The 23509-nt window shown below is 68.0% G+C and carries 17 protein-coding genes and 3 pseudogenes; 6 read left to right on the top strand and 14 right to left on the bottom strand.

Translation table 11 applies throughout. The features are described from left to right. Positions 1–351: 351 nt before the first annotated feature. From ACWGIC_RS39355 to ACWGIC_RS39340, 4 genes and pseudogenes are all read right to left on the bottom strand, one after another. A pseudogene (locus tag ACWGIC_RS39355) lies at positions 352–2433 on the bottom strand (DNA gyrase subunit A); the annotation flags it as partial. Positions 2434–2823: 390 nt separating this feature from the next. Continuing rightward, positions 2824–3714: pseudogene (locus tag ACWGIC_RS39350) on the bottom strand (LAGLIDADG family homing endonuclease); the annotation flags it as partial. 3 nt (positions 3715–3717) lie between these two features. Further along, positions 3718–4128: pseudogene (locus ACWGIC_RS39345) on the bottom strand (DNA gyrase subunit A); the annotation flags it as partial. Between the two features lie 32 nt (positions 4129–4160). After that, complete coding sequence (locus ACWGIC_RS39340) at positions 4161–6212, bottom strand: DNA gyrase/topoisomerase IV subunit B (protein WP_452081037.1); 2052 nt, start codon at positions 6210–6212, stop codon at positions 4161–4163. A 242-nt stretch (positions 6213–6454) separates the two neighbouring features. On the opposite strand from ACWGIC_RS39340, the gene ACWGIC_RS39335 reads away from it, so the two are divergent. Then, entirely contained in the window at positions 6455–7540 is a 1086-nt protein-coding gene (locus ACWGIC_RS39335; protein WP_452081036.1) for an LLM class flavin-dependent oxidoreductase, read from the top strand. Between the two features lie 24 nt (positions 7541–7564). Next, a complete protein-coding gene (locus ACWGIC_RS39330) occupies positions 7565–8170 on the top strand; it encodes an FMN reductase (protein ID WP_452081035.1) in 606 nt (201 codons plus the stop codon). 38 nt (positions 8171–8208) lie between these two features. Here the strand turns inward: ACWGIC_RS39330 and ACWGIC_RS39325 are convergent, their stop codons facing one another. Next, on the bottom strand, positions 8209–8787 hold the full coding sequence (locus ACWGIC_RS39325; protein ID WP_452081034.1) for a helix-turn-helix domain-containing protein: 579 nt from the start codon (positions 8785–8787) through the stop codon (positions 8209–8211). 90 nt (positions 8788–8877) lie between these two features. Here ACWGIC_RS39325 and ACWGIC_RS39320 point away from each other — a divergent pair, with 90 nt between their 5' ends. Further along, positions 8878–10086, top strand: a complete 1209-nt coding sequence (locus tag ACWGIC_RS39320) for an MFS transporter (protein ID WP_452081033.1) — start codon at positions 8878–8880, stop codon at positions 10084–10086. Here the strand turns inward: ACWGIC_RS39320 and ACWGIC_RS39315 are convergent. Then, positions 10007–10630, bottom strand: a complete 624-nt coding sequence (locus ACWGIC_RS39315) for a class I SAM-dependent DNA methyltransferase (protein WP_452081032.1) — start codon at positions 10628–10630, stop codon at positions 10007–10009. The two genes, ACWGIC_RS39320 and ACWGIC_RS39315, sit on opposite strands and share 80 nt — an antisense overlap. 1 nt (position 10631) lies before the next feature. Further along, positions 10632–11288, bottom strand: coding sequence for a GNAT family N-acetyltransferase (locus ACWGIC_RS39310; protein ID WP_452081031.1), 657 nt, complete (start codon positions 11286–11288; stop codon positions 10632–10634). 109 nt (positions 11289–11397) lie between these two features. Between ACWGIC_RS39310 and ACWGIC_RS39305 the strand changes: the two genes are divergently transcribed. Further along, the gene (locus ACWGIC_RS39305; RefSeq protein WP_452081030.1) at positions 11398–11826 is read left to right on the top strand and encodes a PGPGW domain-containing protein; all 429 of its coding nucleotides are present in this window, start codon (positions 11398–11400) and stop codon (positions 11824–11826) included. 349 nt (positions 11827–12175) lie between these two features. Here ACWGIC_RS39305 and ACWGIC_RS39300 read toward each other — a convergent pair whose 3' ends face one another. The 5 genes from ACWGIC_RS39300 to ACWGIC_RS39280 are packed head-to-tail and all read right to left on the bottom strand — an operon-like array spanning position 12176 to position 19280. Next, positions 12176–14665 (bottom strand): LamG-like jellyroll fold domain-containing protein, encoded by a 2490-nt coding sequence (locus ACWGIC_RS39300; RefSeq protein WP_452081029.1) that lies wholly within the window; start codon positions 14663–14665, stop codon positions 12176–12178. A gap of 50 nt (positions 14666–14715) precedes the next feature. Further along, complete coding sequence (locus ACWGIC_RS39295) at positions 14716–15699, bottom strand: ABC transporter permease (protein ID WP_452081028.1); 984 nt, start codon at positions 15697–15699, stop codon at positions 14716–14718. Further along, on the bottom strand, positions 15696–16655 hold the full coding sequence (locus ACWGIC_RS39290; protein WP_452081027.1) for an ABC transporter permease: 960 nt from the start codon (positions 16653–16655) through the stop codon (positions 15696–15698). The genes ACWGIC_RS39295 and ACWGIC_RS39290 overlap by 4 nt, the downstream gene beginning before the upstream one ends. Further along, positions 16627–18204 (bottom strand): sugar ABC transporter ATP-binding protein, encoded by a 1578-nt coding sequence (locus tag ACWGIC_RS39285; protein WP_452081026.1) that lies wholly within the window; start codon positions 18202–18204, stop codon positions 16627–16629. Before ACWGIC_RS39285 ends, ACWGIC_RS39290 begins: the two co-directional genes overlap by 29 nt. Beyond that, entirely contained in the window at positions 18204–19280 is a 1077-nt protein-coding gene (locus ACWGIC_RS39280; RefSeq protein ID WP_452081025.1) for an ABC transporter substrate-binding protein, read from the bottom strand. Before ACWGIC_RS39280 ends, ACWGIC_RS39285 begins: the two co-directional genes overlap by 1 nt. 205 nt (positions 19281–19485) lie before the next feature. Here ACWGIC_RS39280 and ACWGIC_RS39275 point away from each other — a divergent pair, with 205 nt between their 5' ends. Further along, positions 19486–20490, top strand: coding sequence for a LacI family DNA-binding transcriptional regulator (locus tag ACWGIC_RS39275; protein WP_452081024.1), 1005 nt, complete (start codon positions 19486–19488; stop codon positions 20488–20490). On the opposite strand, the gene ACWGIC_RS39270 is transcribed toward ACWGIC_RS39275, so the two are convergent. Continuing rightward, positions 20487–20708, bottom strand: a complete 222-nt coding sequence (locus tag ACWGIC_RS39270) for a three-helix bundle dimerization domain-containing protein (protein WP_452081023.1) — start codon at positions 20706–20708, stop codon at positions 20487–20489. The two genes, ACWGIC_RS39275 and ACWGIC_RS39270, sit on opposite strands and share 4 nt — an antisense overlap. A gap of 184 nt (positions 20709–20892) precedes the next feature. Between ACWGIC_RS39270 and ACWGIC_RS39265 the strand changes: the two genes are divergently transcribed. After that, positions 20893–22689, top strand: a complete 1797-nt coding sequence (locus ACWGIC_RS39265; RefSeq protein ID WP_452081022.1) for a pyruvate kinase — start codon at positions 20893–20895, stop codon at positions 22687–22689. A gap of 7 nt (positions 22690–22696) precedes the next feature. Here the strand turns inward: ACWGIC_RS39265 and ACWGIC_RS39260 are convergent, their stop codons facing one another. Next, positions 22697–23293, bottom strand: coding sequence for a LysE family transporter (locus ACWGIC_RS39260; RefSeq protein ID WP_452081021.1), 597 nt, complete (start codon positions 23291–23293; stop codon positions 22697–22699). Between the last annotated feature and the right edge of the window lie 216 nt (positions 23294–23509).

The following is a 23509-nucleotide window of genomic DNA, read 5'->3' as shown; positions in this document are numbered from 1 at the left end:
ACCCATTCCCAATGTGGTTTTCCCTTTCGCGTGTGGGGTGTGTCGGGGGGCCCATGACGCGACGGTCCGTCACGGCCCCCTTTCGGTAATCATTTCCCCACACGGGGCCCTTCACGGACTGCTCAGCCACGCGACCTGCCGCAGCTCGGTCGACGCTCCGCGTGCGAGGGCTGCGGAACTACGTGCGAAGGCTGCCGAGGAAGCCGCAGTGCGGTCTTGGGTGTGCCGCTGCGGGCGGCGGGGTGGGGGTCGTGAGGGGAACCCTGACGGAATCAGATTCCCTCAGGGTTCCCCTCACGGACGGCGACGGGGTGGGTGCGACCGTGCGCGGGTGCATCCACCATGGTGTTGTTAGCCGCGTTCGATGAGGTGGCCTACTACTTCTGGGCCGGGGTGGGCGTGACCGGAGCCGTCGCGGCGGAGGTCTACCTCGGGGAGTTCTACGGGGTCGCCGGTGCGGCTCGCGCCTGCGGGGCGGGGGCCTACCCAGGCGACCTGGACTTCGGTTTCTCCCTTGAGGAAGCGGTGGGTTCGCACGCCGCCGGTGGCTCGGCCCTTGGCTGGGTATTCGCTGAAGGGCGTGACTTTTACGCTTTGGCCCGTCGCCGTGACGACCATGGGTTCGCCGTGTTCTTCGTCGTCGGTGCGGATGGCGCCGAAGAAGACCGCGGTGGCGTTCGCGGACAGTTTCACGCCTGCCATGCCGCCGCTCTTGGTGCCTTGCGGGCGGATCAGGCTGGCGGCGAAACGCAGCAGCGACGAGTCGGACGAGATGAAGGCCAGGGTTTCGTTTCCGTCGGTCAGCCAGGTCGCGCCGACGACTTCGTCGCCGGGTTTGAGGCTGATGACCTCGAATTCGTCCGAGCGCACTGGCCAGTCCGGGGCGCACACCTTCACTACGCCGCCGCGCGTGCCGATGGCCAGGCCTGGCGAGTTGGCTGCCTGCTCGCCCAGCGGCGCGATGCCGACGACCCGCTCACCCTTTTCCAGCGGTACCAGCTCTTTCGCTGCCATACCGCCGCGCAGCGAGACTGTGCCTGCTTGTTCCGGGAGCACCGGCAGGGGCAGCACGTCCGTCTTGAACGCGCGGCCTCGGCTCGTGACCAGCAGGACCTGGCCGCGGGCGGTGGTGTGCACGACGGCTGACACGGCGTCGTGTTTAACCCGGCCGTTGCGGCGGCGTACTTCCGACGCCTCTTCGGATTCCGCCGCGGTGCGGGCGACCAGGCCGGTGGCCGAGAGGATCACCTGGCACGGGTCGTCGGCGACCTCCAGCGGGCCGGACGGCTTCGACGCGGCCAGGACTTCCTTCAAGTCGCCGTCGATGAGGCGCGTGCGGCGTTCGGTGGGGAAGTCTTTGGCGATCTTCGCCAGCTCCGCCGACACGAGCTTCTTCAGGACCGAATCGTCCTCGAGGATCGTGGTCAGCTCCGCGATTTCCGCGCGCAGCTTGTCCTGTTCGTTTTCCAGTTCCAGCCGGTCGTACTTCGTGAGGCGGCGCAGCGGGGTGTCCAGGATGTAAGTCGCCTGGATCTCCGACAGCTTGAACTTCGTCATCAGGCCGTCCTTCGCGGCGGCCGCGTTCTCGCTCTCGCGGATCAGCCGGATGACCTTGTCGATGTTCAGCAGCGCGACCAGCAGACCGTCGACCAGGTGCAGGCGCTCTTCGCGCTTGCGGCGGCGGTAGCGCGTGCGCCGCGTGACGACCTCGTAGCGGTGCCGCAGGAAGACTTCCAGCAGCGCCTTCAGGCCGAGCGTCTGCGGCTGGCCGTCGACGAGCACCAGGTTGTTGATGCCGAACGACTGCTCCAGCGGCGTCAGCCGGTACAGGTCGGCCAGCAGGGCCTGCGGGTTGACGCCCACCTTGCACTCGATGACGAGCCGGGTGCCGTTCTCGCGGTCGGTGAGGTCCTTGACGTCCGCGATTCCGGTGAGCCGCTTGGACTTGTTGACCTCGTCGGTGATCTTCTCGATCACCTTCTCCGGGCCGACGCCGTAGGGCAGCTCGGTCACCGTGATGGCCTGACGTCCGCGGCTGCCCTCCAGCGGGCCGGTCTCGACGTTCGCGCGCATCCGCACCACGCCGCGGCCGGTTTCGTAGGCCTTGCGGACCTCGTCCAGGCCCAGCAGGCTGCCGCCGGTGGGCAGGTCGGGGCCGGGGACGTACTCCATCAGCTTGTCGAGCGTGGCGTTCGGATGGTTGATCAGCCACCGCGCGGCGCCGATCACCTCGCCGAGGTTGTGCGGGATCATGTTGGTCGCCATGCCGACCGCGATCCCGGACGTGCCGTTGACCAGCAGGTTCGGATAGGCGGCGGGGAGCACCGACGGCTCCTCGAGCGAACCGTCGTAGTTCGGCCGGAAGTCGACGGTGTCCTCGCCGAGTTCGCCGACGAGCAGCATCGCTTCGTTCGACATCCGGGCTTCGGTGTTGTGGTTGACGAAACCGCCGGCCAGGAACGAGTGGTCCTCGGTGGTCACCCGCACCGAGTAGACCTCAGCGGGTTCGGCGGCGGTCGCGTCGACGACCTCTTCGAACCGGTAGCCGGAATCCATGATCGGCAGGATCGTCGCGAGGATCTCGGTGTCCTTGATCCGGTCGATGATCCGGAGCCGCTCGGTCTCCCACCGTTCGATCCGGTCGAAGTTGTGCTGGGTGAGCCATTTCCGGCCGCTGCCGCGACGGTCGAAGTCGAGCGCGCCGCGCACGTAATCGGCTACGAACGGCACCTTGTCCGAGCTGAGCCGGTGCGAGCGCAGGACAGACCTCTGCAACAGCCGCTGCAGCTTCGCCTGCTTCGACTTCAGGAAGCCGACACGTTCGGCGAACGCGCGGACGTTGCGCAGGCCGGACACCACGAGCCGGTGCTCGATCGAACCGTTGGGCCGGGTGTAGTGCCGGTGCGTGGCGATCACACCGAACTCGGCAAGCATTTCTTGCAGCTGGGCAGCAAGCTGCTCGCTATAGCTCGAGTATTGGACAGTGAAGCCGTCGTGGGCGACCCGGCAACCTCCGTCCCCCTCGAAAGCGGCCATCAGGAACGCGCGTTTCACGCCGGGACCAGCGTTCCAGACGAACTCGGGGACAACCTTGTCCCGGGCCTGGCAGCCGATGAACTCGGCCAGCGGGCTGGCCCGGAAGGCGTCCATCGCCCCGGCGAAGTCCTGGATGTCGATTTCCTGGATCCGCTTGCGGTCTCGGCGCGTTGTGCGTTCCGAGACGTAGCGGTGGCCTCCGACCACTTGGTCGTAAGCGTGCAGGACCTCGCCGAAGAAGTGCTCGTCGGTGTTGTTGAAGCCGGCTCGGTTCTCGCTGGCGAAGCCCTCGGAGACCCAGGCTCCGGCCAAGACGCCGAGGTTGTATTCCCGGGCGGTCGGGACGATCTGCGTCCACGCGTTGCGGGCGAGGCAGACGACGGTTCCCGGCTTGACCTCGTCGAGCTGCCGCCACTGGAACATCGGCACGCCCATCGGCGCTTCGAGGCACAGCACCGGGTGGTTTTCGCTGCCGCGCAGCGAAAAACCGGACTTGGTCGTGATCTGGACGGTCGGGTGCACGCCGGAGTTGAAGACCTTGTCGACCTGGACAGCCTTGCCGTCCTTGTCGAGCACCTCGAAGTCGGCGTCGGCCTCGGAATCGGCGGGAAGGTTCACCACGTCGGCGATGCGCGGGCTGGACCCGTCGGCGAGACGGATCCGGGTATCGCCCGTCAGGCAGTACCGGCTCGCGGCCGGCCCGTCGTCCGGGGAACCGAAGTTTCCGTGCCCGTCGATCAGCGGCGCGTTCATCGAGAAGTCCTGCGCCAGCCGGACCATCGCGTCGTAAATCGCCACGTCGCCGTGCGGGTGGTACTTGCCCATCACGTCGCCGACCACGCGCGACGACTTCACGTACGCGTGCGTCGGGCGGTAGCCGTTCTCGTTCATCGAGAACAGGATTCGGCGGTGCACCGGCTTCAGGCCGTCGCGCGCGTCCGGGAGGGCGCGCGAGTGGATCACCGAGTACGCGTATTCCAGGTACGAGTCTTCGATCTCCGTCTTCAGCGGGTTGTCGAAGACCTGTGCGCCCGGCGAGTCGAACGCGCTCGGGTCGACCCGGGTCACCGGGGTCTTGCTACGGCGAGCCATGGCTCACAACTCCTTGGGAACGAACGGAAAACTCAGACGTCGATGGCGTCGCGGTCGACGCGGTCGGACGATTCGACCAGCCAGTTGCGCCGCGGCTCGACCTTTTCGCCCATCAGCAGTTCCAGCGCCAGCTCCGCGGCCTCGACGTCCTCCAGCGTGATCCGCCGGACCGAGCGCGTCGCCGGGTTCATCGTGGTTTCCCACAGTTCGTCGGCATCCATCTCGCCGAGCCCCTTGAACCGCGGCACCGGCGTGACGATCTGCTTGCCCGCCGCTTCGAGTTCGGCGACCTTCTGTTCCATCTCGCGCTGGGTGAAGGTGAAGACGGTCTCCGAGCCGCGGCCCTTCGTGGTGATCTTGTGCAGCGGCGGCATGGCCGCGTACAGCCTGCCGTCCTCGATCACCGGGCGCATGTACTTCGCGAACAGCGTGATCAGCAGCGTGCGGATGTGCGAACCGTCGACATCCGCGTCGGCCATCAGGATCACCCGGCCGTAGCGCATCGTCGACAGGTCGAACGTGCGCCCGGTGCCCGCGCCGAGCACCTGCACGATCGACGCGATCTCGGCGTTCTTCAGCGTGTCGCCGAGCGACGCCTTCTGCACGTTGAGGATCTTGCCGCGCAACGGCAGCAGCGCCTGGTACTCCGACACCCGCGCCATCCGCGCCGAGCCGAGCGCGCTGTCGCCCTCGACCAGGAACAGTTCGCTGCGCGAGACGCCGGTGGTGCGGCAGTCGACCAGCTTCGGCGGCATCGCCGCGCCTTCGAGCGCGGTCTTGCGCCGGGCGGCGTCCTTCTGCTGTTTCTGGGTGAGCCGCACGCGGGCCGCGTCGACCACCTTCTGCAGCACGATCTTGGCCTCGGACTTGGTTTTCCGGTCCTCGGTCCAGGCCCGCACCTGCTTGTCGACGATGCCCTGGAGCACCCGCGTGATGCCCGCGGTGGACAGTTCGTCCTTGGTCTGCGAGGTGAACTGCGGCTCCGGCAACCGGACGTGGATCACCGCGGTCATGCCTTCCAGCACGTCCTCGGTGGTCGGCGGGTCCTCCTTCGCCTTGAGCAGCCCGCGCGTTTTGCCGATCACGTCCTGCAGTGCGCGGGTGACCGCGCGGTCGAAACCGCGCCGGTGCGTGCCGCCGTGCACGTTGCGGATGGTGTTGGTGAAGCATTCCACGGTGCGCTCGTAGCCGGTGCCCCAGCGCAGCGCGACCTCGACCTCGGCGTGTCGCTCCACATTGGACTGCATGACGCCGTTGGCGTCCGCCGCGTTCTCCTTGTACGTGCCCGTGCCGGTGATCATCAGCGTGCCGCAGACGGGTTTTTCGCTGTCCGGCGCGAGGAAGTCGACCATGTCCACGAGCCCGTTCGGGAAGTGGAAGGTCTCCTCGTTGATGGTGTCCTCGAACGTGGTGCGCAGCACGTACGTGACGCCTGGCACGAGGAACGCGGTGTTGCGCAGCTTCGAACGCACGCCTTCGACGTCGAGCTCCGCGCCGGTTTCGAAGTACCGCGCGTCGTACCAGTAGCGGATGGACGTGCCGCTGCGTTCGCCGCGCTTCATCTTGCCGACGAGATTGAGCCCGGAGCGGCGGGTGAACTTCGCCTTCGGGCCGGGGCCGTCGAACACGCCGGGCACGCCGTGCGCGAACGACATCTGGTGCACCTTGCCGTCCTGCTTCACCGTGACGTCGAAGCGGTGCGACAGCGCGTTCACCGCCGAGGCGCCGACACCGTGCAGGCCGCCGGACGTCTTGTACCCGGAGCCGCCGAACTTGCCGCCGGCGTGCAGCCGGGTCAGCACCAGCTCGACGCCGGAAAGGCCGGATTTGGCGTGGACGCCGGTGGGGATGCCGCGGCCGTCGTCGTCCACCTGGACGCTGCCGTCGGCGTGCAGCGTGACGACGATGCGCGAGGCGTGACCTGCCACGCCCTCGTCGGTGGAGTTGTCGACGACCTCGGAGAAGAGGTGGTTGATGCCTCGGCTGTCGGTGGAGCCGATGTACATCCCGGGGCGCTTGCGGACCGCCTCGAGTCCTTCGAGGTGGGTCAGGTCGTCGGCCCCGTACAGAGTCTCAGCAGTCACGAGGTCGTTCTCCCGGATCGAGGCGAGCTGTTCGGTGGGCAAACAGGCGGCCGGAGCAGGGGCCCCGGGCCGTCACCGTACTGCAGGATATCCGCACCCCCCGACAGGTTCTGGGTGCACGCGTCCCCGACGCGTCCCGGACGGGTGTCCCAGGTCACCGGTATAGTCCCGTAGGAATACATCTTCCACGCGAGTAGTTGTGCCGACAAGCAAGGTAAGAAGCAACCGGCTAGGGAGCGGTCATGCAGTTCGGAATCTTCTCGGTGGGCGACGTCACGACCGACCCCACCACGGGCGTCACGCCCACGGAGCACGAGCGCATCAAGGCGATGGTCAAGATCGCGCTCAAGGCCGAGGAGGTCGGCCTCGACGTCTTCGCCGTCGGCGAGCACCACAACCCGCCGTTCGCCGCGCCGGCGAACCCGACGGTGCTGCTGTCGAACATCGCGGCACAGACGGAGAAGATCGTCCTCTCGACGTCGACCACGCTCATCACCACCAACGACCCGGTGCGGCTGGCCGAGGACTACGCCATGCTGCAGCACCTGTCCGACGGGCGGCTCGACCTGATGATGGGCCGCGGCAACACCGGCCCGGTCTACCCGTGGTTCGGCCAGGACATCCGCCAGGGCATCCCGCTGGCCATCGAGAACTACGCGCTGCTGCACCAGCTCTGGCGCGAGGAGGTCGTCGACTGGCAGGGCAAGTTCCGCACCCCGCTGCAGGGCTTCACCTCGACGCCGCGTCCGCTCGACGGCGTGCCGCCGTTCGTCTGGCACGGTTCGATCCGCAGCCCGGAGATCGCCGAACAGGCCGCCTACTACGGCGACGGGTTCTTCGCCAACCACATCTTCTGGCCGACCTCGCACTTCCAGCAGCTGATCGCGTTCTACCGGCAGCGCTACGAGCACTACGGGCACGGAAAGGCCGACCAGGCCATCGTCGGACTCGGCGGGCAGGCGTTCATCCGGCCGAAGTCGCAGGACGCGTGGAACGAGTTCCGGCCGTACTTCGACAACGCGCCGGTGTACGGGCACGGCCCGTCGCTGGAGGACTTCACCGAGCAGACGCCGCTGACCGTCGGCAGCCCGCAGGAGGTCATCGACAAGACGCTGACCTTCCGCGAGCACTTCGGCGACTACCAGCGCCAGCTGTTCCTGATGGACCACGCCGGCCTGCCGCTGAAGACCGTGCTGGAGCAGCTCGACCTGCTCGGCGAAGAGGTCGTTCCGGTGCTGCGCAAGGAACTGGACGCGAAGCGGCCGGCGCACGTGCCGGACGCGCCCACGCACGAATCGCTCAAGGCGGCCCAGGCCGTCAACGCCTGACCCCGGGACTTAGTGGAGAAGGTCATGACTGCACGCACTATCGCCGTGGTCACCGCCGGGCTGAGCCAGCCGTCGTCGACGCGGCTGCTGGCCGACCGGCTGGCCGAGGCCACCCGCGCCGCGCTGGCCGACGACGACGTGACGGTGAAGGTGTTCGAACTCCGCGACATCGCGGTGGACGTCACCAACAACATGCTCACCGGGTTCCCCAGCCCGCAACTGCGGGAGGTGATCGACACCGTGACGCGCGCGGACGGGCTGATCGCCGTGACGCCGGTGTTCACCGCTTCCTACAGTGGACTATTCAAGTCGTTCTTCGACGTACTGGACAAGGAAGCGCTCGACGGCAAGCCGGTACTGCTCGCTGCGACGGGCGGTACGGAACGGCATTCGCTCGCGCTCGACTTCGCGCTGCGGCCGCTCTTCGCCTACCTTCGAGCGACGGTGGTTGCGACGGGGGTGTACGCGGCTTCGTCGGACTGGGGCAGCGTCGAGGCGACGGGTGCGTTGCAGCAGCGCGTGGAACGGGCTGGTCGCGAGCTGGCTCAGCTGGTCGCGGCGGCGCCTGAGGCGAAGCCGGACGACGAGTACGCGTCGGTGTCGTTCGAGCAGTTGCTGGCTGGGAACTGAGGTTGCCAGATTTCGCCGTTAGAACCGGTTGCCCGGTCCTAACGGCGACCGGTGCGCAGGTGGATGCGTTCGCCTGACTTGCCGAACAGGCTGAGCACTTCGACGCTGCCGCGGCCGGCGGCGCCGAACCAATGCGGAATCTGGCAGTCGAACTCGGCCGCCTCGCCAGGGCCCATCGCGAAATCGTGCTCTCCCAGCTGGATGCGCAGGCGGCCGCGGAGCACGTAGAGCCACTCGTGCCCGTCGTGGGTGCGCAGGTGGGGTTCCTCGTCGTGGGCCGGGATGATCAGCTTGTAGGCGCGTGGCTCGCCCTGGTGCCGCGACAGCGGGACGAGTACCCGTCCGCCCTTCTCGGTTGGTTGCTGGGGAATCCGCGGGTCGACGATCCGCGGCGCGGCGACGATTTCGTCCAGCGGGACGCCCAGTGCCGCGGTGATCGGCAGGAGCAGTTCGAGGCTCGGTTTGCGCTGACCTGATTCGAGCCGGGACAGCGTGCTGGTCGAGATTCCGGTGGCGCGCGCGAGATCGGCCAGGCTGACGCCCTTGCGGTCCCGGGCGCGCCGCAGCCGGGGCGCGATCTGCTCGATGACGCCGTCGACGCTGGGCTGGGTCTCCATGACCGCAGTCAACCGATGTGTCCCGGAAACAGCAACATCTGTTGTCGATCTCGGGCGGATCTCCGGATGCTGTCGGCGGAGGTGATCCGCATGGACACGACAGCCAGGAGGCTGCCGACCGGGGTGTACTTGCTCGCGTTCAGCTTGTTCGCGATGGGGAGCGCGGAATTCCTGCTCGCGGGCGTGCTGCCGGAGGCGGCTGCCGATCTCGGGGTTTCGCTTTCCTCTGCCGGGTATCTCATCACCGCGTTCGCGCTGGGGGTGGTGATCGGCGGGCCGCCGTTCGCGGTGCTCAGCCTGCGCTGGCCCCGGCGCACCGCGCTGATGGCGACCCAAGGGGTCTTCGTCGCGAGTCTGGTCGCCGGGCTGCTGGGCAACTACGAAATTCTGCTGGTGAGCAGGGCGATCTCCGGGGTCGCTTACGCGGGCTTCTTCGCCGTCGCGTCGGTGACCGCGATCAGCATGGTCACCCCGGACCGCAACGCCCGTGCGTCGGGAGTCGTGGTGAGCGGGTTGAGCGTCGCCATGGTCGCCGGCGGGCCCGCGGGCACTCTCTTGAGCCACTTCACGCAGTGGCGGGGCGGGTTTTGGGCCGTGGCAGTCCTGACCGTGGCCGGCATCGTCGGATGTTCCGTCGGCATTCCCGCGGGCAGCGCGTCGGCCGCGCGGCCGAGTGTGGCGGGTGAGCTGGCCACCATGCGCAGGCCGAGGCTTTGGGTGCTCTACGCGATCACGATCCTGACCACCGCCGCGTACATGATCACGTTCAACTACCTCGCGGCGATGCTGACGGAGGTGACGGCTGTCCCCGCGGTCTGGATCCCGGCGATTCTCGCGTTGTTCGGGGTCGGGGCGTTCCTCGGCCTTTCCATCGGCGGACGCGTCTCCGATCGGCGGCCGCACGCCGCGTTGCTCGCCGGAGCTATCGCCATCGTGGTCCTCTCCCTCGCCCTGGCCGTCGCGATGCAAGCCGCTCTGGCGGTGATCCCGCTGGTGTTCCTGCTCGGGATCGCGGCTTTCGGCCTGAATCCAGCGATCTATGGACGCGTGTTCGCTGTCGCGGGCGACGCCCCGACCCTCGCCGGTGCCGTGACCGTGTCGGCGTTTCAGCTCGGTATCAGCTGCACTCCGCTCCTCGCGGCGGTCGCCTTGACCCGGAACGCCGCGCTCACTTGGGTATGCCTGATCGGGGCCGGTCTCGCGGCCGTGGCGGTCCCGCTCATCCTTTTCGAACGGCGGTCACCATCGCTTGCGGCGCCGAGGTCTCCGGGCCGAGGAGCAGTTCGGACTCGACGGTGAACCCGGCGTCGCGCAACCAGCCCGTCATGCGTTCCCGTGGGCGGCGGTGCACCTGGACCTTCATCGCGTGGCCGCCGTAGCCCTCGGTTTTGAGCCGGATTTCGTCGCCGACGTGGAAGAGCAGCTGGAGCAATCCGTCCGGGAAAAGCGCTTGGCGGAAGTTCGCGAAAACGGCCGGGATCAGGTCGTCGGGCAGGTGGATGACCGACTGCCACGCCACGATCCCGGCGAGCGAAGCGGCGGGCAGGGGGTCGGTCAGCGAGCCGACCTCGAACCGCACCTCGGGATGGTCGCGCCGGGCGACTTCGATCATGCCGGGGGACAGATCGACGCCGTACGCGGCTACGCCGAGGCTGGCGAGGTGGGCGGTCACGTGGCCGGGGCCGCAACCGAGGTCGGCTACCGGGCCGTCGCCGACTTGTTCGGCGAAGAGCCCTAGTGCGGCAAGCAGATACGGCTGCTTGCCGAGCGCATCGCGAACGAAGGTGGCGTAATCCTCCGCGACGGTGTCGTAAGACGTCCGGGTGTCGGTGAGCCATTCCATGTCAGCCTGCCGGGTTCTGGGCGATGAGGACGGTGGCGCGCGTGGTCCAGCCCAGCGCCGAATACAGCTGTTGCCCGTCCGGGGTGGCGACGAGAATCCCGGTGGTCGCGCCGTGCGCCACGGCGTTTTCCGCGAGAGAACTCATCACTACGCTGCCGAGACCGCGGCGGCGATGCTCGGGGACGGTTTCGATCCGGTCCGCGATCGCGTCGGTGCCGACCACTGCCATGGTTCCTCGCGCCGCGACGCCCGAATCGGGATGCCGCAGCACGGTTTCGAGCACCGTCCCGCTCGTGGCGGTCGTGCATTGGTAAGGCGCTGGAGTCTGGCGCGGTGGATGTCGCTGCAGGGGAATGGTCATGAGCGCTTCGCGTTCGTCCCGCAGCTTCAGCCCGGCCTCGCGCACGATCGTCTCGACTGACTCAGGCCGGTTCGTCGGCACGGTCAGCCACGTCGGGCGCGACGCCGCGGCCACCTCGGCAGCCAGGCCGCGCAGGTCGTCCGGCTCGGCGGACAACGCGACGACCTCGCGATGCCGATCCGGTTGTCCGAGCAGGACGTGCAGCCCGCCGCGGGCTTGCTCGGCGGGACGGAATCCTCGGGAAATGCCCCATCCCGCCTGCCATCGGCGGATGAGGTCAGACAGTGCTTCGACCACGCTGAGCAGCTAAGCACCCGGCACCGACAAAAACCGCTCGCTCCGCCGCGGCGGTCCAGTATGGACAGTCCGGCTGGCAGTACCGCGAGCCGGGCGGCACACTGACCCGATGGGATTGGGCAAGCCGGTGCGACGGGTGCTCCTCTCGGTCGTCGGCGGGGCGCTGGTGATCGTCGGAGTGGTGCTGCTCGTGCTGCCCGGGCCGGGACTGCTGCTGGTGCTCGCCGGGCTGCTGGTGCTGGCCTCGGAGTTCCCGGCGCTGCAGCGATTTGTCGACCCGGTGCGGACGCGGGCGATGCAGGCCGCCGAGGAGAGCGTGTCGTCGCCGTGGCGGATCGCCGGTTCGGTGCTGGCCGGGCTCGCGCTGCTGGCCGCGGGCATCGTGTGGGGGACGGTGCGGTCGCTTCCGCTGAGCGGGTGGAGCACCGGGACCAGCCTGATCCTGTCCAGCCTGATCCTGTTCGCGTTGCTGATCTGGAGCTACCGGCGGGTGCGGGCGAAGCGGGAAGCCTCAGGAGAGCACGGCGGCAAGGCTTAGGTACCCGCCTCCGCCGATCACGACGCCGGACACTGCGCCGACGGTGACTTGCGCGATCGTGTGGTCTTTCAGTTTCGACTCAGGAGGCCAGTCAGCCGCAGCCGGACAATCGTCTCGTGGGGCGCAACTACCGGTGAGCAGCACCACGAATTCGAGCGATCGGAGCCGATTCACGCACGGCACTTGTCGGCGCTCGACGCGGTTCGGCTGGGCTGCCCGGGTGCCTTCCGGCAATCGGGTGTCTCGGTGCGGGAGATAGTGCCGACGCCGGACCGGACGAGATCACAACTCGCGAAACAGAAGCGCCTGGACCGGCAAACCTGCAGGCCCAGGCGCTTCTTCTCAGCAATCAAGAGGCGTAGAGCTTCGCCACCTCCGCCGCCGACAATGCCCGGTCGTACAGCCGCGCCTGGTCAACCGCCCCGTTGAGGAAGTCCACCGGGTTTCCGCCGTACTTGCCTCGGCCGATCACGGTGTGCCCGGTCGACGCCTCGCCCAAGCAAACGCTGCGTGACGCGGCCAGCTGACCGTCCACGTACAGCGCGAGCTGCCCGGTAGCGGCATCGCGGACACCGACCAGGTGGTACCAGCGCCCGGCTTCCGGAGTCATCGGGGCGAGAGCCCGCGTACCGACGAAGCTGAACGCCAGCTTGTGGTCCGCCCCGGAGTACTGCAGGAAGAATGCGCTGTGGTCGTTGCCGTCCTGGCTCACGACGGTCTGGAAACCGTCGCCGACCGCGTTGAACTTCACCCATGCCGCGACGCTGTAGCTCAGGTCGGTCTTCGCCAGCGCGGCACCGGTGTCGGCGTACTGGCCGGAGCCGTTCACGGCGAGGGCGGAACCGCTGTGCCCGGCTGTCCAGGAAGCGCCGCCGACGAGCGTCGCGTTGTGGTGGCCCACGGTGTCTGCCGCGGTGGTGCCGCTGTTCTCGTCGAACGGGTAGGCGGCGATTCCGTCGATGCCGGGCGTGCCTGGCGGGATCACCGGGCCTTGTTGCGGAGAACCGTCAACGCCCTTGATCACCGACAGGTTCGCGGCCCGGACGGCGGCGAAGTCCATCTTCTTCACCTGACGGTCGTAGGTGAAGAAGCCGTTGACCTCCTTTTCCACGTCGGTGGTCTGCGTGTACACGCCTGCCGAGACCCCGCATTGCCGTCCGGCGAGCAGCAGCCGTTGCTGGAGTTCGGCGTAGCGGCGGGTGAGCGTGGCGCTGTCCGGTTCCATCTCGTAGGCGAAACTGCCCGCCGGGTCGAATTGGTGTCCGTCGACCTTCAGGCCAAGGCCGCCGTATTCGCCGTCGACCGCGGCGCGTTTCGCGTCGGGCACGGGGGTTCCGGGGCCGGTGTAGGTGTGGTCGTCGTAGAGGTCGCCGCGGCCGCTGTCCGGTTCGGACCGGCAGCAGTTCACGCCGGACTCCGCGTTCACCAGCCGGGTCGGGTCCCAGGCCTTGACCTGGTCGGCGATCCGGCCGACGGCGTAGTCGCCCCAGCCCTCGTTGAACGGAACCCAGGTGACGATCGACGGGAAACTGCGGTGCTGGTCGATCATCCGGTGCAGTTCGGATTCGAAGTTCGCTTGCGCCGCGGGGGTCGCGTCGATGTCGTCCTTCATCGCGGGCATGTCCTGCCACACCAGCAGCCCGAGTTTGTCCGCGTAGTAGTACCAGCGGTCCGGTTCGACCTTGATGTGCTTGCGCACCATGTTGAACCCGAGCGCCTTTTCCTGCTCCAGGTCGAACTTCAACGCCGCGTCGGTCGGCGCGGTGTAGATGCCGTCCGGCCAGAAACCCTGATCCAGCGGGCCCAGCTGCATCACGAACTTGCCGTTGAGCATCATCCGCTGCTTGCCGTCGGCGGCCTTTCCGATCGAAACCGACCGCAGTCCGAAGTACGAGCTGACACTGTCCCCAGAGGACAGTGAGACGCGCAGGTCGTACAGGAACGGATCGTCCGGGGTCCACAGATGCGGCCGGTTCACCTTGAGCTTCAACGGAGTGTTCGCCGGTCCGGACGCGTAGCCGACGACGCGGCCGTGGTCGTAGGCGACGGCTTGCACGCGTTGTTTCACCGGGCCGCCCACGACGGCGTTGACGGTGACCGAGCCGGTGGCGACGTCCGGCGTGGTGTCCACCCGGGAGATGTAGGCCGGGGTCACCGGTTCCATCCAGACGGTCTGCCAGATTCCGGACGACGGGGTGTAGAAGATTCCGTCCCCGGGTTTGCGCTGTTTGCCGAGCGGTTGCCCGCCCGCGTCGTTGGGATCCGTGACGCCGACGACGATTTCCTGATCTTTCCCGGTGGTCAACGCGTTGGTGACGTCCGCGGAGAAAGCGTCGTAACCGCCGGTGTGCCGGGCTACCTGGTGGCCGTTGACCCACACCGTGGTGTCGTAGTCGACCGCCTGGAAATGCAGGATCAGCCGCTGGTCCCGGCCGCCGACGTGCCAGTTCTTCGGCACCTGGAACGTCCGCCGGTACCACATCGACGTTTCGTGCCGCATGATTCCCGACAGCGCCGATTCGACCGGATACGGGACGAGGATCCGTTCGCCGAGACTGCGTTTGATCGGCGGGGCGTCGCCCGGTTTGGCGGCGGAGAATTCCCAGACGCCGTTGAGGTTTTGCCAGTTGTCGCGCGTCAGTTGCGGCCGCGGGTATTCGGGAAGTGCGTTGCTGGGGGAAACCTGGCCGGTCCACGGGGTCGTCAGGGGCGGGGTGAGGCGGTGCCACGCCGGCGGATCGGCCGCGGCGGCGGGCACACTCGACAACCCGGACACGGCCACGGCGAGCGCGGCGGCCACCGTGGCCAGGCGGCCGGGTCTGCGGGCAGGACGGACCATCGTCGAACCTCCTCGTTACAGGTGGATCAGTACTGATGGAACTGCGCGGGTCAGGCTCTGCGGGAACGGGCCAGCAGCCGCTGGATCACGACGACGACCAGCAGGAACGCGCCGCTGACCACCGTCTGGTAGTTGGAATCGAGAGTGCCTGCCTGGTTGATGACGTTCTGGATCAGCGTCTTCAGCAGCACGCCGACGAGTGTGCCGATCACAGTTCCCGCGCCGCCGGTGAGCAGCGTTCCGCCGATCACCACCACGGAAATCGCGTCGAGTTCCGTGCCGACGCCGAGCACGGTGACGCCCGATTGCAGGTACGCCGCGGTGAGCACGCCGGCGAACCCGGCGAGCGTGCCGCTGAGCGTGTAGAGGGTGATTTTGGTGCGGGCCACCGGAAGGCCCATCAGCAACGCGGACTGTTCCGAGCCGCCGAGCGCGAAGATCGACTGGCCGAACCGGGTGCGGCGCAGCAGCAGCCCGCCGAGTCCGAAAAGGACCAAAGAGAGGTACACCGGTACGCCGATGCCGAAGATCTTGCCTTGCCCCAGCCAAAGCAACGCCGAACCTGGCTCCACTTTGTACGTTGTCGCGCCCTCGTTGGTCAACGCCAGCAAGAGGCCGCGAGCGAACAACAGCGAGGCGAGCGTGACGATGAACGGTGCCATCTTCGTGCGCGCGATGAGAAGACCGTTGATCAGGCCGATCAGTCCACAAACGACCAAGGGCAGCAGGATCGCGACGACCAGGCCGTAGCGGGAACCGTACGCGGCCAGCACGCCGCCGAGCGCGTACACCGAGCCGACCGACAAATCGATCCCGCCGGAAATGATCACGAACGTCATGCCCAGCGCTATCACGGCCAAGAACGAGCTTTGCAACGCGAGGTCGCGCAGGTTGTCCGCGGAGCCGAAGCGCGGGAAGGCAAACCACGCGGCGGCAACGCCGAGCACGAGCACCACGGCCGCGCCTTGGCGTTGCAGGACCGCGGCGAACGCCGCGCCGCGTTCTGACGGCGGGGCGGCGGTGGTCGCGATCATCGCGTGCTCCGTTCCCGTGCGACGTACACCGCGGCGACGATGATGGCGGCCTGCACCATTTGCGCGGCGGAATCGGGCAGGTTGTGCTTGATCAGCGTGGCGTGCACCAATTGCATGAGCAGCGCGCCGAACACCGTGCCGAGCACCCGTACCCGGCCGCCGGTGAGCGGAGTGCCGCCGACCACCACCGCGGTGATCGCGGAAAGTTCCATCAGCATGCCGAGATCGTTGGGGTCGCTCGCGGCGAGTCGTGCGGTGGACAGCACGCCGGCGATGGCTGCGAGCCCGCCGGAAATGGCGTACACGCCGATCAGAACGCGTTTCACCGGCAGCCCGGCGAGTGTCGCAGCAGGACGGTTTCCGCCGACTGCGACCAGGTGACGGCCGAAAGTGGTGCGCCGCACCAGCAAACCGGCCAGCACCGAGAGAACAGCAGCCACCAGAACCATGATCGGCACTCCGAGCACATCGCCGGTGCCGAGGGCGAGGAAGTCCGGGTTGTGCAGCTGCACCAGTTGTCCGTGCGCGATCACGAGCGCTAGCCCGCGACCGCCGACGAGTAACGCCAGTGTCGCGATGATCGGCTGAATGCCGAGCTGTGCCACCAGAAAACCGCTGAACAGCCCGGAAACGACCCCGGCGATCAGCGCGACCACGATCACCATCAGCGGCCCGGCCCCCAGGTACAGCGGGACGAGCGCCGCGGCGACCGACATCACCGAGCCCACCGACAGGTCGATGCCCTCGGTGCCGATCACCAGCGCCATGCCGAGCGCGACGATGCACACCGGCGCGGCCTGCACGAGTTGCGTGCGGAAGTTGGCCGCCGACAGGAAGTTCTGCGTGAACGCGATGTTGAACAGCAGCAGTACGACCACGGCCAGGTACACGCCGTAGTTCTGCAGCCAGCTCGTGACGCGAGCTCGGTCAGGTCTCGTCAGTGTCGCGGTCGACATCGTTGTCACCCCCTGCAGCGATCGCCGCCAGTACGTTGTCCTCGGTGACCGCGTCGCCGGCCAGTTCGGTGGCGACGCTTCCGTCGCGCAGGACGACCACCCGGTCCGCGCCGTCGAGGATTTCTTCCAGTTCGGACGAAATCAGCAGTACGCCGAGCCCGTCCTGGGCCAGTTCGTCGATGAGCGCCTGCACCTCGGCCTTGGCCCCGACGTCGATGCCGCGGGTCGGCTCGTCCAGCAGCAGCACTTTCGGTCCGGTGGCGAGCCAGCGCGCCAGCAGCACCTTCTGCTGGTTGCCGCCGGACAGCTCGGACACCTTCTGCTCCGGGCTAGACGCCTTGATCCGCAACCGTTCCATGAACGTCTTCACCACCCGGTCCTGTTTTGACCGGCTGACGAAGCCGAAAGTGGACAGCCGGGGCAGCGCGGCGAGCACGATGTTCTCGCGCACGGACAGGTTCGGAATGATCCCGTCCGCCTTGCGGTCCTCGGCCAGCAGCGCGATCCCGGCCCGCATCGCGGCGGAGATCTTCCCGCGTTTCAACGGTTTCCCGGCCACCAGTACGGTGCCGCCGTCGAGCGGGAAAGCCCCGACCACCGCCCGAGCGGTTTCGCTCCGGCCGGACCCGAGCAGTCCGGCCAGCCCGACGACCTCGCCCGGCCGCACGCTCACCGAAACGTCGTGCAGCTTGTTCCCGCCGGACAAGTTCGAGGCCTCCAGCAACGGTTCCTTCTCCGCGTGATGCTCCTCGCCGAACGCGGTGACGCCCTCAGTGCGGATCTGCCGGATCTCCCGGCCGAGCATCATCGACACCAGTTCGATTCGCGGCAACGGCTTCAACGGTCCACTGTGGACTACTCGACCGTCGCGCAGCACAGTCACGCTGTCGCACACCCGGTAAAGCTCGTCCATCCGGTGACTCACGTAGAGCACCGAGATGTCCTCAGCGTGCAGCCGGGCCAGCACCTCGAACAGCGTGTCCACTTCGCGTGGCTCAAGAGAAGAGGTCGGCTCGTCCATCACGACCACACCGGCCTTTGTGGACACCGCACGAGCCAATGCGACCATCTGCTGCGCGCCGACCGCGAGCGTGTGCAGCGGACGCCGCACGTCGGTGTCGATCCCGTACCCGCTGAGCAGTTCGCGTGCCTGCTCGTTCATCGCCGACCAGTCCACCAAACCGGTGCGGGTGCGCGGTTCCCGGCCGAGGAAGACGTTGCTCGCCACGCTCATCAGCGGGACGAGGTTGACCTCCTGGTAGATGGTGGAGATCCCGGCGCGCTGCGCGTCGATCGGCCTGCGGAACTCGACCGGTTCGCCGAGATGGCGCACCTGGCCCTCGTCCGGCCGGTACACGCCGGTGAGGACCTTGATCAAAGTGGACTTGCCCGCGCCGTTTTCCCCGACCAGCGCGTGGACCTCGCCGCGGCGCAGAGCGAAGGAGACGTCGTCGAGGGCCACGGTGCCGGGGAACCGTTTGGTCACCCCGGTCACCTCGAGCACCGGTGCGGTCATGGTCGCCACCTGGGTGTCGGCCGTGCTCGCCATCAGTACGCGTTCCCGACCTTCTGGGCCGCGTTCGATTCGTCGTAGGAGTCGTCGGTGATGACGATGCTCGGCGGGATGGGCTTGCCGTCCTCGAACTGCTGCAGCGTCTGGAACGCCAGCTGCCCGAACCGCGGGTTCGATTCGATCACCGCGTTGTAGCTGCCGTCCACGATCAGCTGCACCGCGTTGCGGGTGCCGTCGACGGACACGACCTTGACGTCCTTGCCGGGGTTCTTGCCCGCGGTCTTGAGCGCGTTGACCGCGCCGATGCCCATCTCGTCGTTCTCCGCGTACACCGCGGTGAGGTCCGGATGGCTCTGGATCAGCTGTTCCATCACCGACTGGCCCTTGGACCGGTCGAATTCGCCGGTCTGCTCGGCGACCACGGTGAGCCCCGGAGACTTGGCGAGTTCGTCCTTGAACCCCTTGGTGCGGTCGGTGGTCACATTGTTGCCCGAGGACCCGAGCAGGATCGCGACCTTGCCGTTGCCGCCGGTGGATTTCGCGAGCGCGGCGGCTGCTCGGTGGCCCTGTTCGATGAAGTTGGACCCGATGAAGGTGAGGTAGTCGGTGCACGGCTTCGACGTCACCTGCCGGTCGATGGTGACCACCGGGACCTTCTTCGCCTTCGCCGCGTCGAGCGCGGGCTGCAGGCCGTCGGAGTTCAGCGGGGCCACGATGAGCAGCTGCGCGCCCCGGTCGAGCAGCGATTTGATATCCGAGATCTGCTTGTTGAGATCACTCTGCGCGTTCGTGGTGAGCAGGTGGCCGGCCGGGATGCCGAGTTTGCCCGCCTCGGCGCGGATGGACTGGGTCTCGGCGATCCGGAACGGGTTCGCCTCCTTCTCCGACTGGGAGAAGCCGACGATCGCGGTCTTCGGGTCGAGCTTCGGATATCCGGTCTTGTCGATCGTGCAGCCGTCGGCGGCCGGCGCGGAGGACGCGGCCGAGGCGGCCGGACCGGAGCCGTTGCTTTGCGCGGCCGGGGTTTCCTCCCGGCTGGTGCACCCGGCGAGCACGAGCGCGGTGGCGGTGCCGGCGATGAGAGCGACGCGGGCGGGGACGGACGGGGACACGGCGGACTCCTCGCAGCCGATGACTGGGGCAACCCGCTCGGGCGGCGTGACGACCGTCACTCCGCCGAGCTCCGGCTATTTTTACATCGTTGGAACAACGTTGTAAACAGGCAAAACGTCGCTACACTACGTGGTCGTCGGGGCTGGTGCCGAGAGCTTCGCGGGCTCGTGATGGGCTCTGGGGCAGAGAAGATGAGGAGTCAGCGTGGCCGTGACCCTGAAGGACGTCGCGACGCTGGCGGGCGTTTCGGTGAAAACCGTGTCGAACGTGGTGAACGGCTACGCGTTCGTGAAGCCCGAGAACCGGCGGCGCGTCGAAGAGGCGCTGGCCGCGACCGGGTACCGGCCGAACGTCGGCGCGCGCAACCTGCGCCGGGGGCGGACCGGGTTCCTGGCGCTGATGGTGCCGGAGCTGAGCATTCCGTACTTCGGCGAGATGGCCGGGCTGGTGATCACCGCCGCGCAGCGCCGCGGGTGGAGCGTGCTGATCGAGCAGACGCAAGGGACTCGCGACCGGGAACGGGCCACTGTGGACTCGCTGGGCCCGCATCTGGTCGACGGCGCGCTGGTGCATCCCGAAGCGCTCGAAGCGGGAGATTTCCCGGACGCGGAAGGGAAAATCCCGCTGGTGCTGCTCGGCGAGCACGCGGTGGACGTCGCGCTGGACCGGGTGGCGATCGACAACGTGCGGGCCGCGCACGCCGCGGTGTCGCATCTGGTTTCGCTCGGCCGTCGCCGGATCGCCGCGATCGGCGCGAACCCCAGGCGCGGAACGTCGTCGCTGCGGCTCGCCGGTTATCTCGCCGCGCTGGCCGACGCTGGTTTGCCGTCGGCGGATTCGCTGGTGGAACCGGTGGCGAAGTACCACCGTGCCGAGGGCGCGGCGGCGATGAAACGCTTGCTGGCACAGGAAGAACCGCCGGACGCGGTGTTCTGCTTCAACGACCTGCTCGCCGTCGGCGCGTTGCGGTCGGCGGCTGAGCACGGGCTCCGGGTGCCCGGCGACATCGCGATCGTCGGGTTCGACAACACCGAGGAGAGCGCGTTCAGCCTGCCCGCGCTCACCACGATCTCGCCGGACAAGGCGGCTATCGCCGAGGCCGCGATCGACCTGATCCACAGCCGCCTCGCCGGCACCGAGAGTGCTGAGCCGCGTTTGGTGCAGCCGCCGTTTTCCCTGGAGATAAGGGAAAGCACGGTCGGTTCTTAGCTTGCCAACCGCTGCGCTTCCGCGAGTTCGCGACAGGCCCGCCGTTCGGTGAGCAGCGGGATGAAGTCGCGGATGCGCGCGCTGTCGAAGGCGTGGTAGCTGTCGTCGACCACGTTCGCGATGTAGTCCGTGGGGTAGACGGCGGAGAACTTCGCGGTCAGCCGCTGGACGACCAACCGGATTTCGAGGCGTTCACGGGGAGAACGACGGGCGAGCATGATCCGTACTCCTTCGGCGAGGGTCTTGGCCTCACCTCGATAGTAGACACCGTCTACCTGCGGGGTATGCGGACTTCGGTCCTGGCGGCAGAGACTTTCGTCGTCTTCCGCCAGTGCCGAAAGGCTTTTCGATCAGCTCTCTGGTGCCCTGGCCCGGCCCGGACGGACGAGGGACGCTCGGTGCGTGACGAAGGCACCATTCGCCCACGAATCCTCCCTGGTCGCCGAAGAAATCCAGCACTTGTTCGCGGTGCTCGCCGACGCCGAGTCCTACTGGTCGGCACGAATCAGCGAAGTCGCCCCTGTCCACGCCGCCGGCGCGCGCAACCTCGCGCATTACTGGGCGGTGCGCCAGTTGGACCTGAGAGATCTCCAAACGCGGTTGGCCGAGCACGGTCTGTCGTCCCTGGGGCGGAGCGAACCGCACGTACGCGCCAGCCTGGAGGCCATCTCGTCGGCCGCGGCCGCGTTGGCCGGAGATCCCCAGGAACGCCCATCCCGCAACGATTTCACCAGCGGTCCGCGCAGCCTCAACAGCAACTGCACGGCCTTGCTCGGTCCCGAACCCGCGCAGCGACGCACTCGCGTCATGGTCACCCTGCCCACCGAAGCCGCACACGACCCGACGCTGGCGCGCGCACTCGTCCGCGCGGGCATGGACCTCGCCCGGATCAACTGCGCCCACGACGGACCCGCGGAATGGGAGGCGATGGCCGGTCACGTCCGCGCCGCCGCCAGCGCCGCCGGACGGCCGTGCCTGATCGCGATGGATCTCGCCGGACCGAAACTGCGCACCGGCCCGCTGGCCGACGGTCCGCGCGTCGTCAAGCTCCGGCCGCGTCGCGACGACCTGGGCCGTCCGACCGCGCGGGCCTGGTGCTGGCTTACCACCGCCGGGACCGCGCCTCCGCGGCCAGACGCCAAGTCGATTCCGGTTCGCTCCACCGGGTTCGGCGCAGTGCGTCCTGGGCAGAGGTTGCGCTTCCGAGACGCCCGCGGCGCTCAGCGCGCCCTCGTCGTCGCGTCCGCGAGCCCGGCCGGGGTGCTGGCCTCCACCCGCCATACCGCCTACCTCGCCACCGGAACCGTATTGCGGGCTGAGGACGGCACCGAGACGGAAGTCGGTGTGCTGCCTCCGATCGAGCAGTTCCTCACCTTGTACGAAGGCGACTTGCTCACCCTGACTCGCGACTGCACCCCGGTGGCAGTCCAGCGACCGCCTCGGATCGGCTGCACCCTGCCTGCCGTCTTCGACGCGGCGCGACCGGGCGACCCGGTGCTGTTCGACGACGGCAAGATCGGCGGCATTGTCGTCGGTACCGGTGAAGACACCCTCACCGTCCGGATCACCAGCGCCCGCGACGGCGGTTCCCGGTTGCGAGCGGGCAAAGGTGTCAACCTGCCGGAGACCGAGCTGCCCGTGCCCGCGCTGACCGAGGCCGACCGAGCCTGCCTGCCGTTCGTGCGAGCCCATGCCGACCTGGTGCAGCTGTCCTTCGTCCGTACCGCCGCCGACGTCGAGGATCTGCTCGCCGAGCTCGGCGGGCGGGACGACCCGGGCGTGATCCTCAAGATCGAGACCAGGCAGGCCTTCGAGAACCTGCCCGAGCTGCTGCTCGTCGCGATGCGCCGCCCGAGGGCAGGCGTGATGATCGCCCGCGGCGACCTCGCGGTCGAATGCGGCTACGAACGGCTCGCCGAACTGCAGGAAGAAATCCTCTGGCTGTGCGAGGCCGCGCACCTGCCGGTCATCTGGGCCACCCAGGTACTCGACCAGCTGGCCCGCACCGGCCGCCCTTCCCGTGCCGAGATCACCGACGCCGCGATGGGTGTCCGCGCCGAATGCGTGATGCTCAACAAGGGACCGCACATCGTCGAAGCCGTGGTCACCCTTGACGACATTCTCCGGCGGATGGCCGGTCACCACTACAAGAAAACGGCTCTGCTCCGGCCGTTGCGCTCATGGCAGCCGCCTGCGTGATTTCCGTTCAGAGCAGCCGCACCGCCAGCACGAGAATCACCGCGCTGGACAGCAAAGCGGTGCCGAGCCGTCCGCGCGGACCGGTGAGGCCGCGTCCGAGCAACGCTCCGCCGATCGCCAGCAGCAGTTGCCAACTGGCCGAAGCAGCGAACGCAGCAGCGGCGAACACGGTGCCGTTGGCTGGCCGGTCGCCGAGGACGAGCGCGGTGAAGTAGATGACGGTGGACGGGTTGAGCAAGGTCAGGCCGAGCAGGGTCGCGTACGCCCGCAGCGGATGTGGTTCCGTTGCCGGCAAAAGGGTTTCGGCGGATCGGTAGCGCCGGATCGCCCGGACCGCCGTCCAGACGGCGAGGACGAACAGCGCGGCGGCGGAGGTCAGGCGCAGGGGAGTGGTGATCGGAGCGAGCAGCGGGGCCAGCGCGGCACCGCCTGCGGTGGCGAGAACGGCGTAGACGCCGTCCGCGGTGGCCACGCCCAGCGCCGCGGCCGCCCCGACCCGCCACGACGTGCGAGCGGTGAGTTCCACCAGGTAGACGCCGATCGCACCGACCGGCATGGCGATCCCGTACCCGGCGATGAGCCCCGCGACCAGCGCGGCGCTCATCGCGCTGCCCGGCTAGCTCCTTCCTGCGCCGTCTGCTGCTTGCCGGGCACGGCGAGACAGCGGGACGGACAGCGACGGGCGGGTTCGATGGTCATGGCCGGAATACTCGGCTGCCCGAACGGGAAGGGGCAACTGAATTACTCGCTGTGGGCCGCTGCCGGGGTCGGGTTTGCGGTCCGTGAGGGCCTCCCTGAGGGAATCAGATTCCCTCAGGGA

Source organism: Amycolatopsis sp. NPDC054798, from assembly GCF_053611505.1.
The sequence above is the reverse complement of the archived record's forward strand: the minus strand, read 5'-3'. Positions and strand labels throughout refer to the sequence as shown.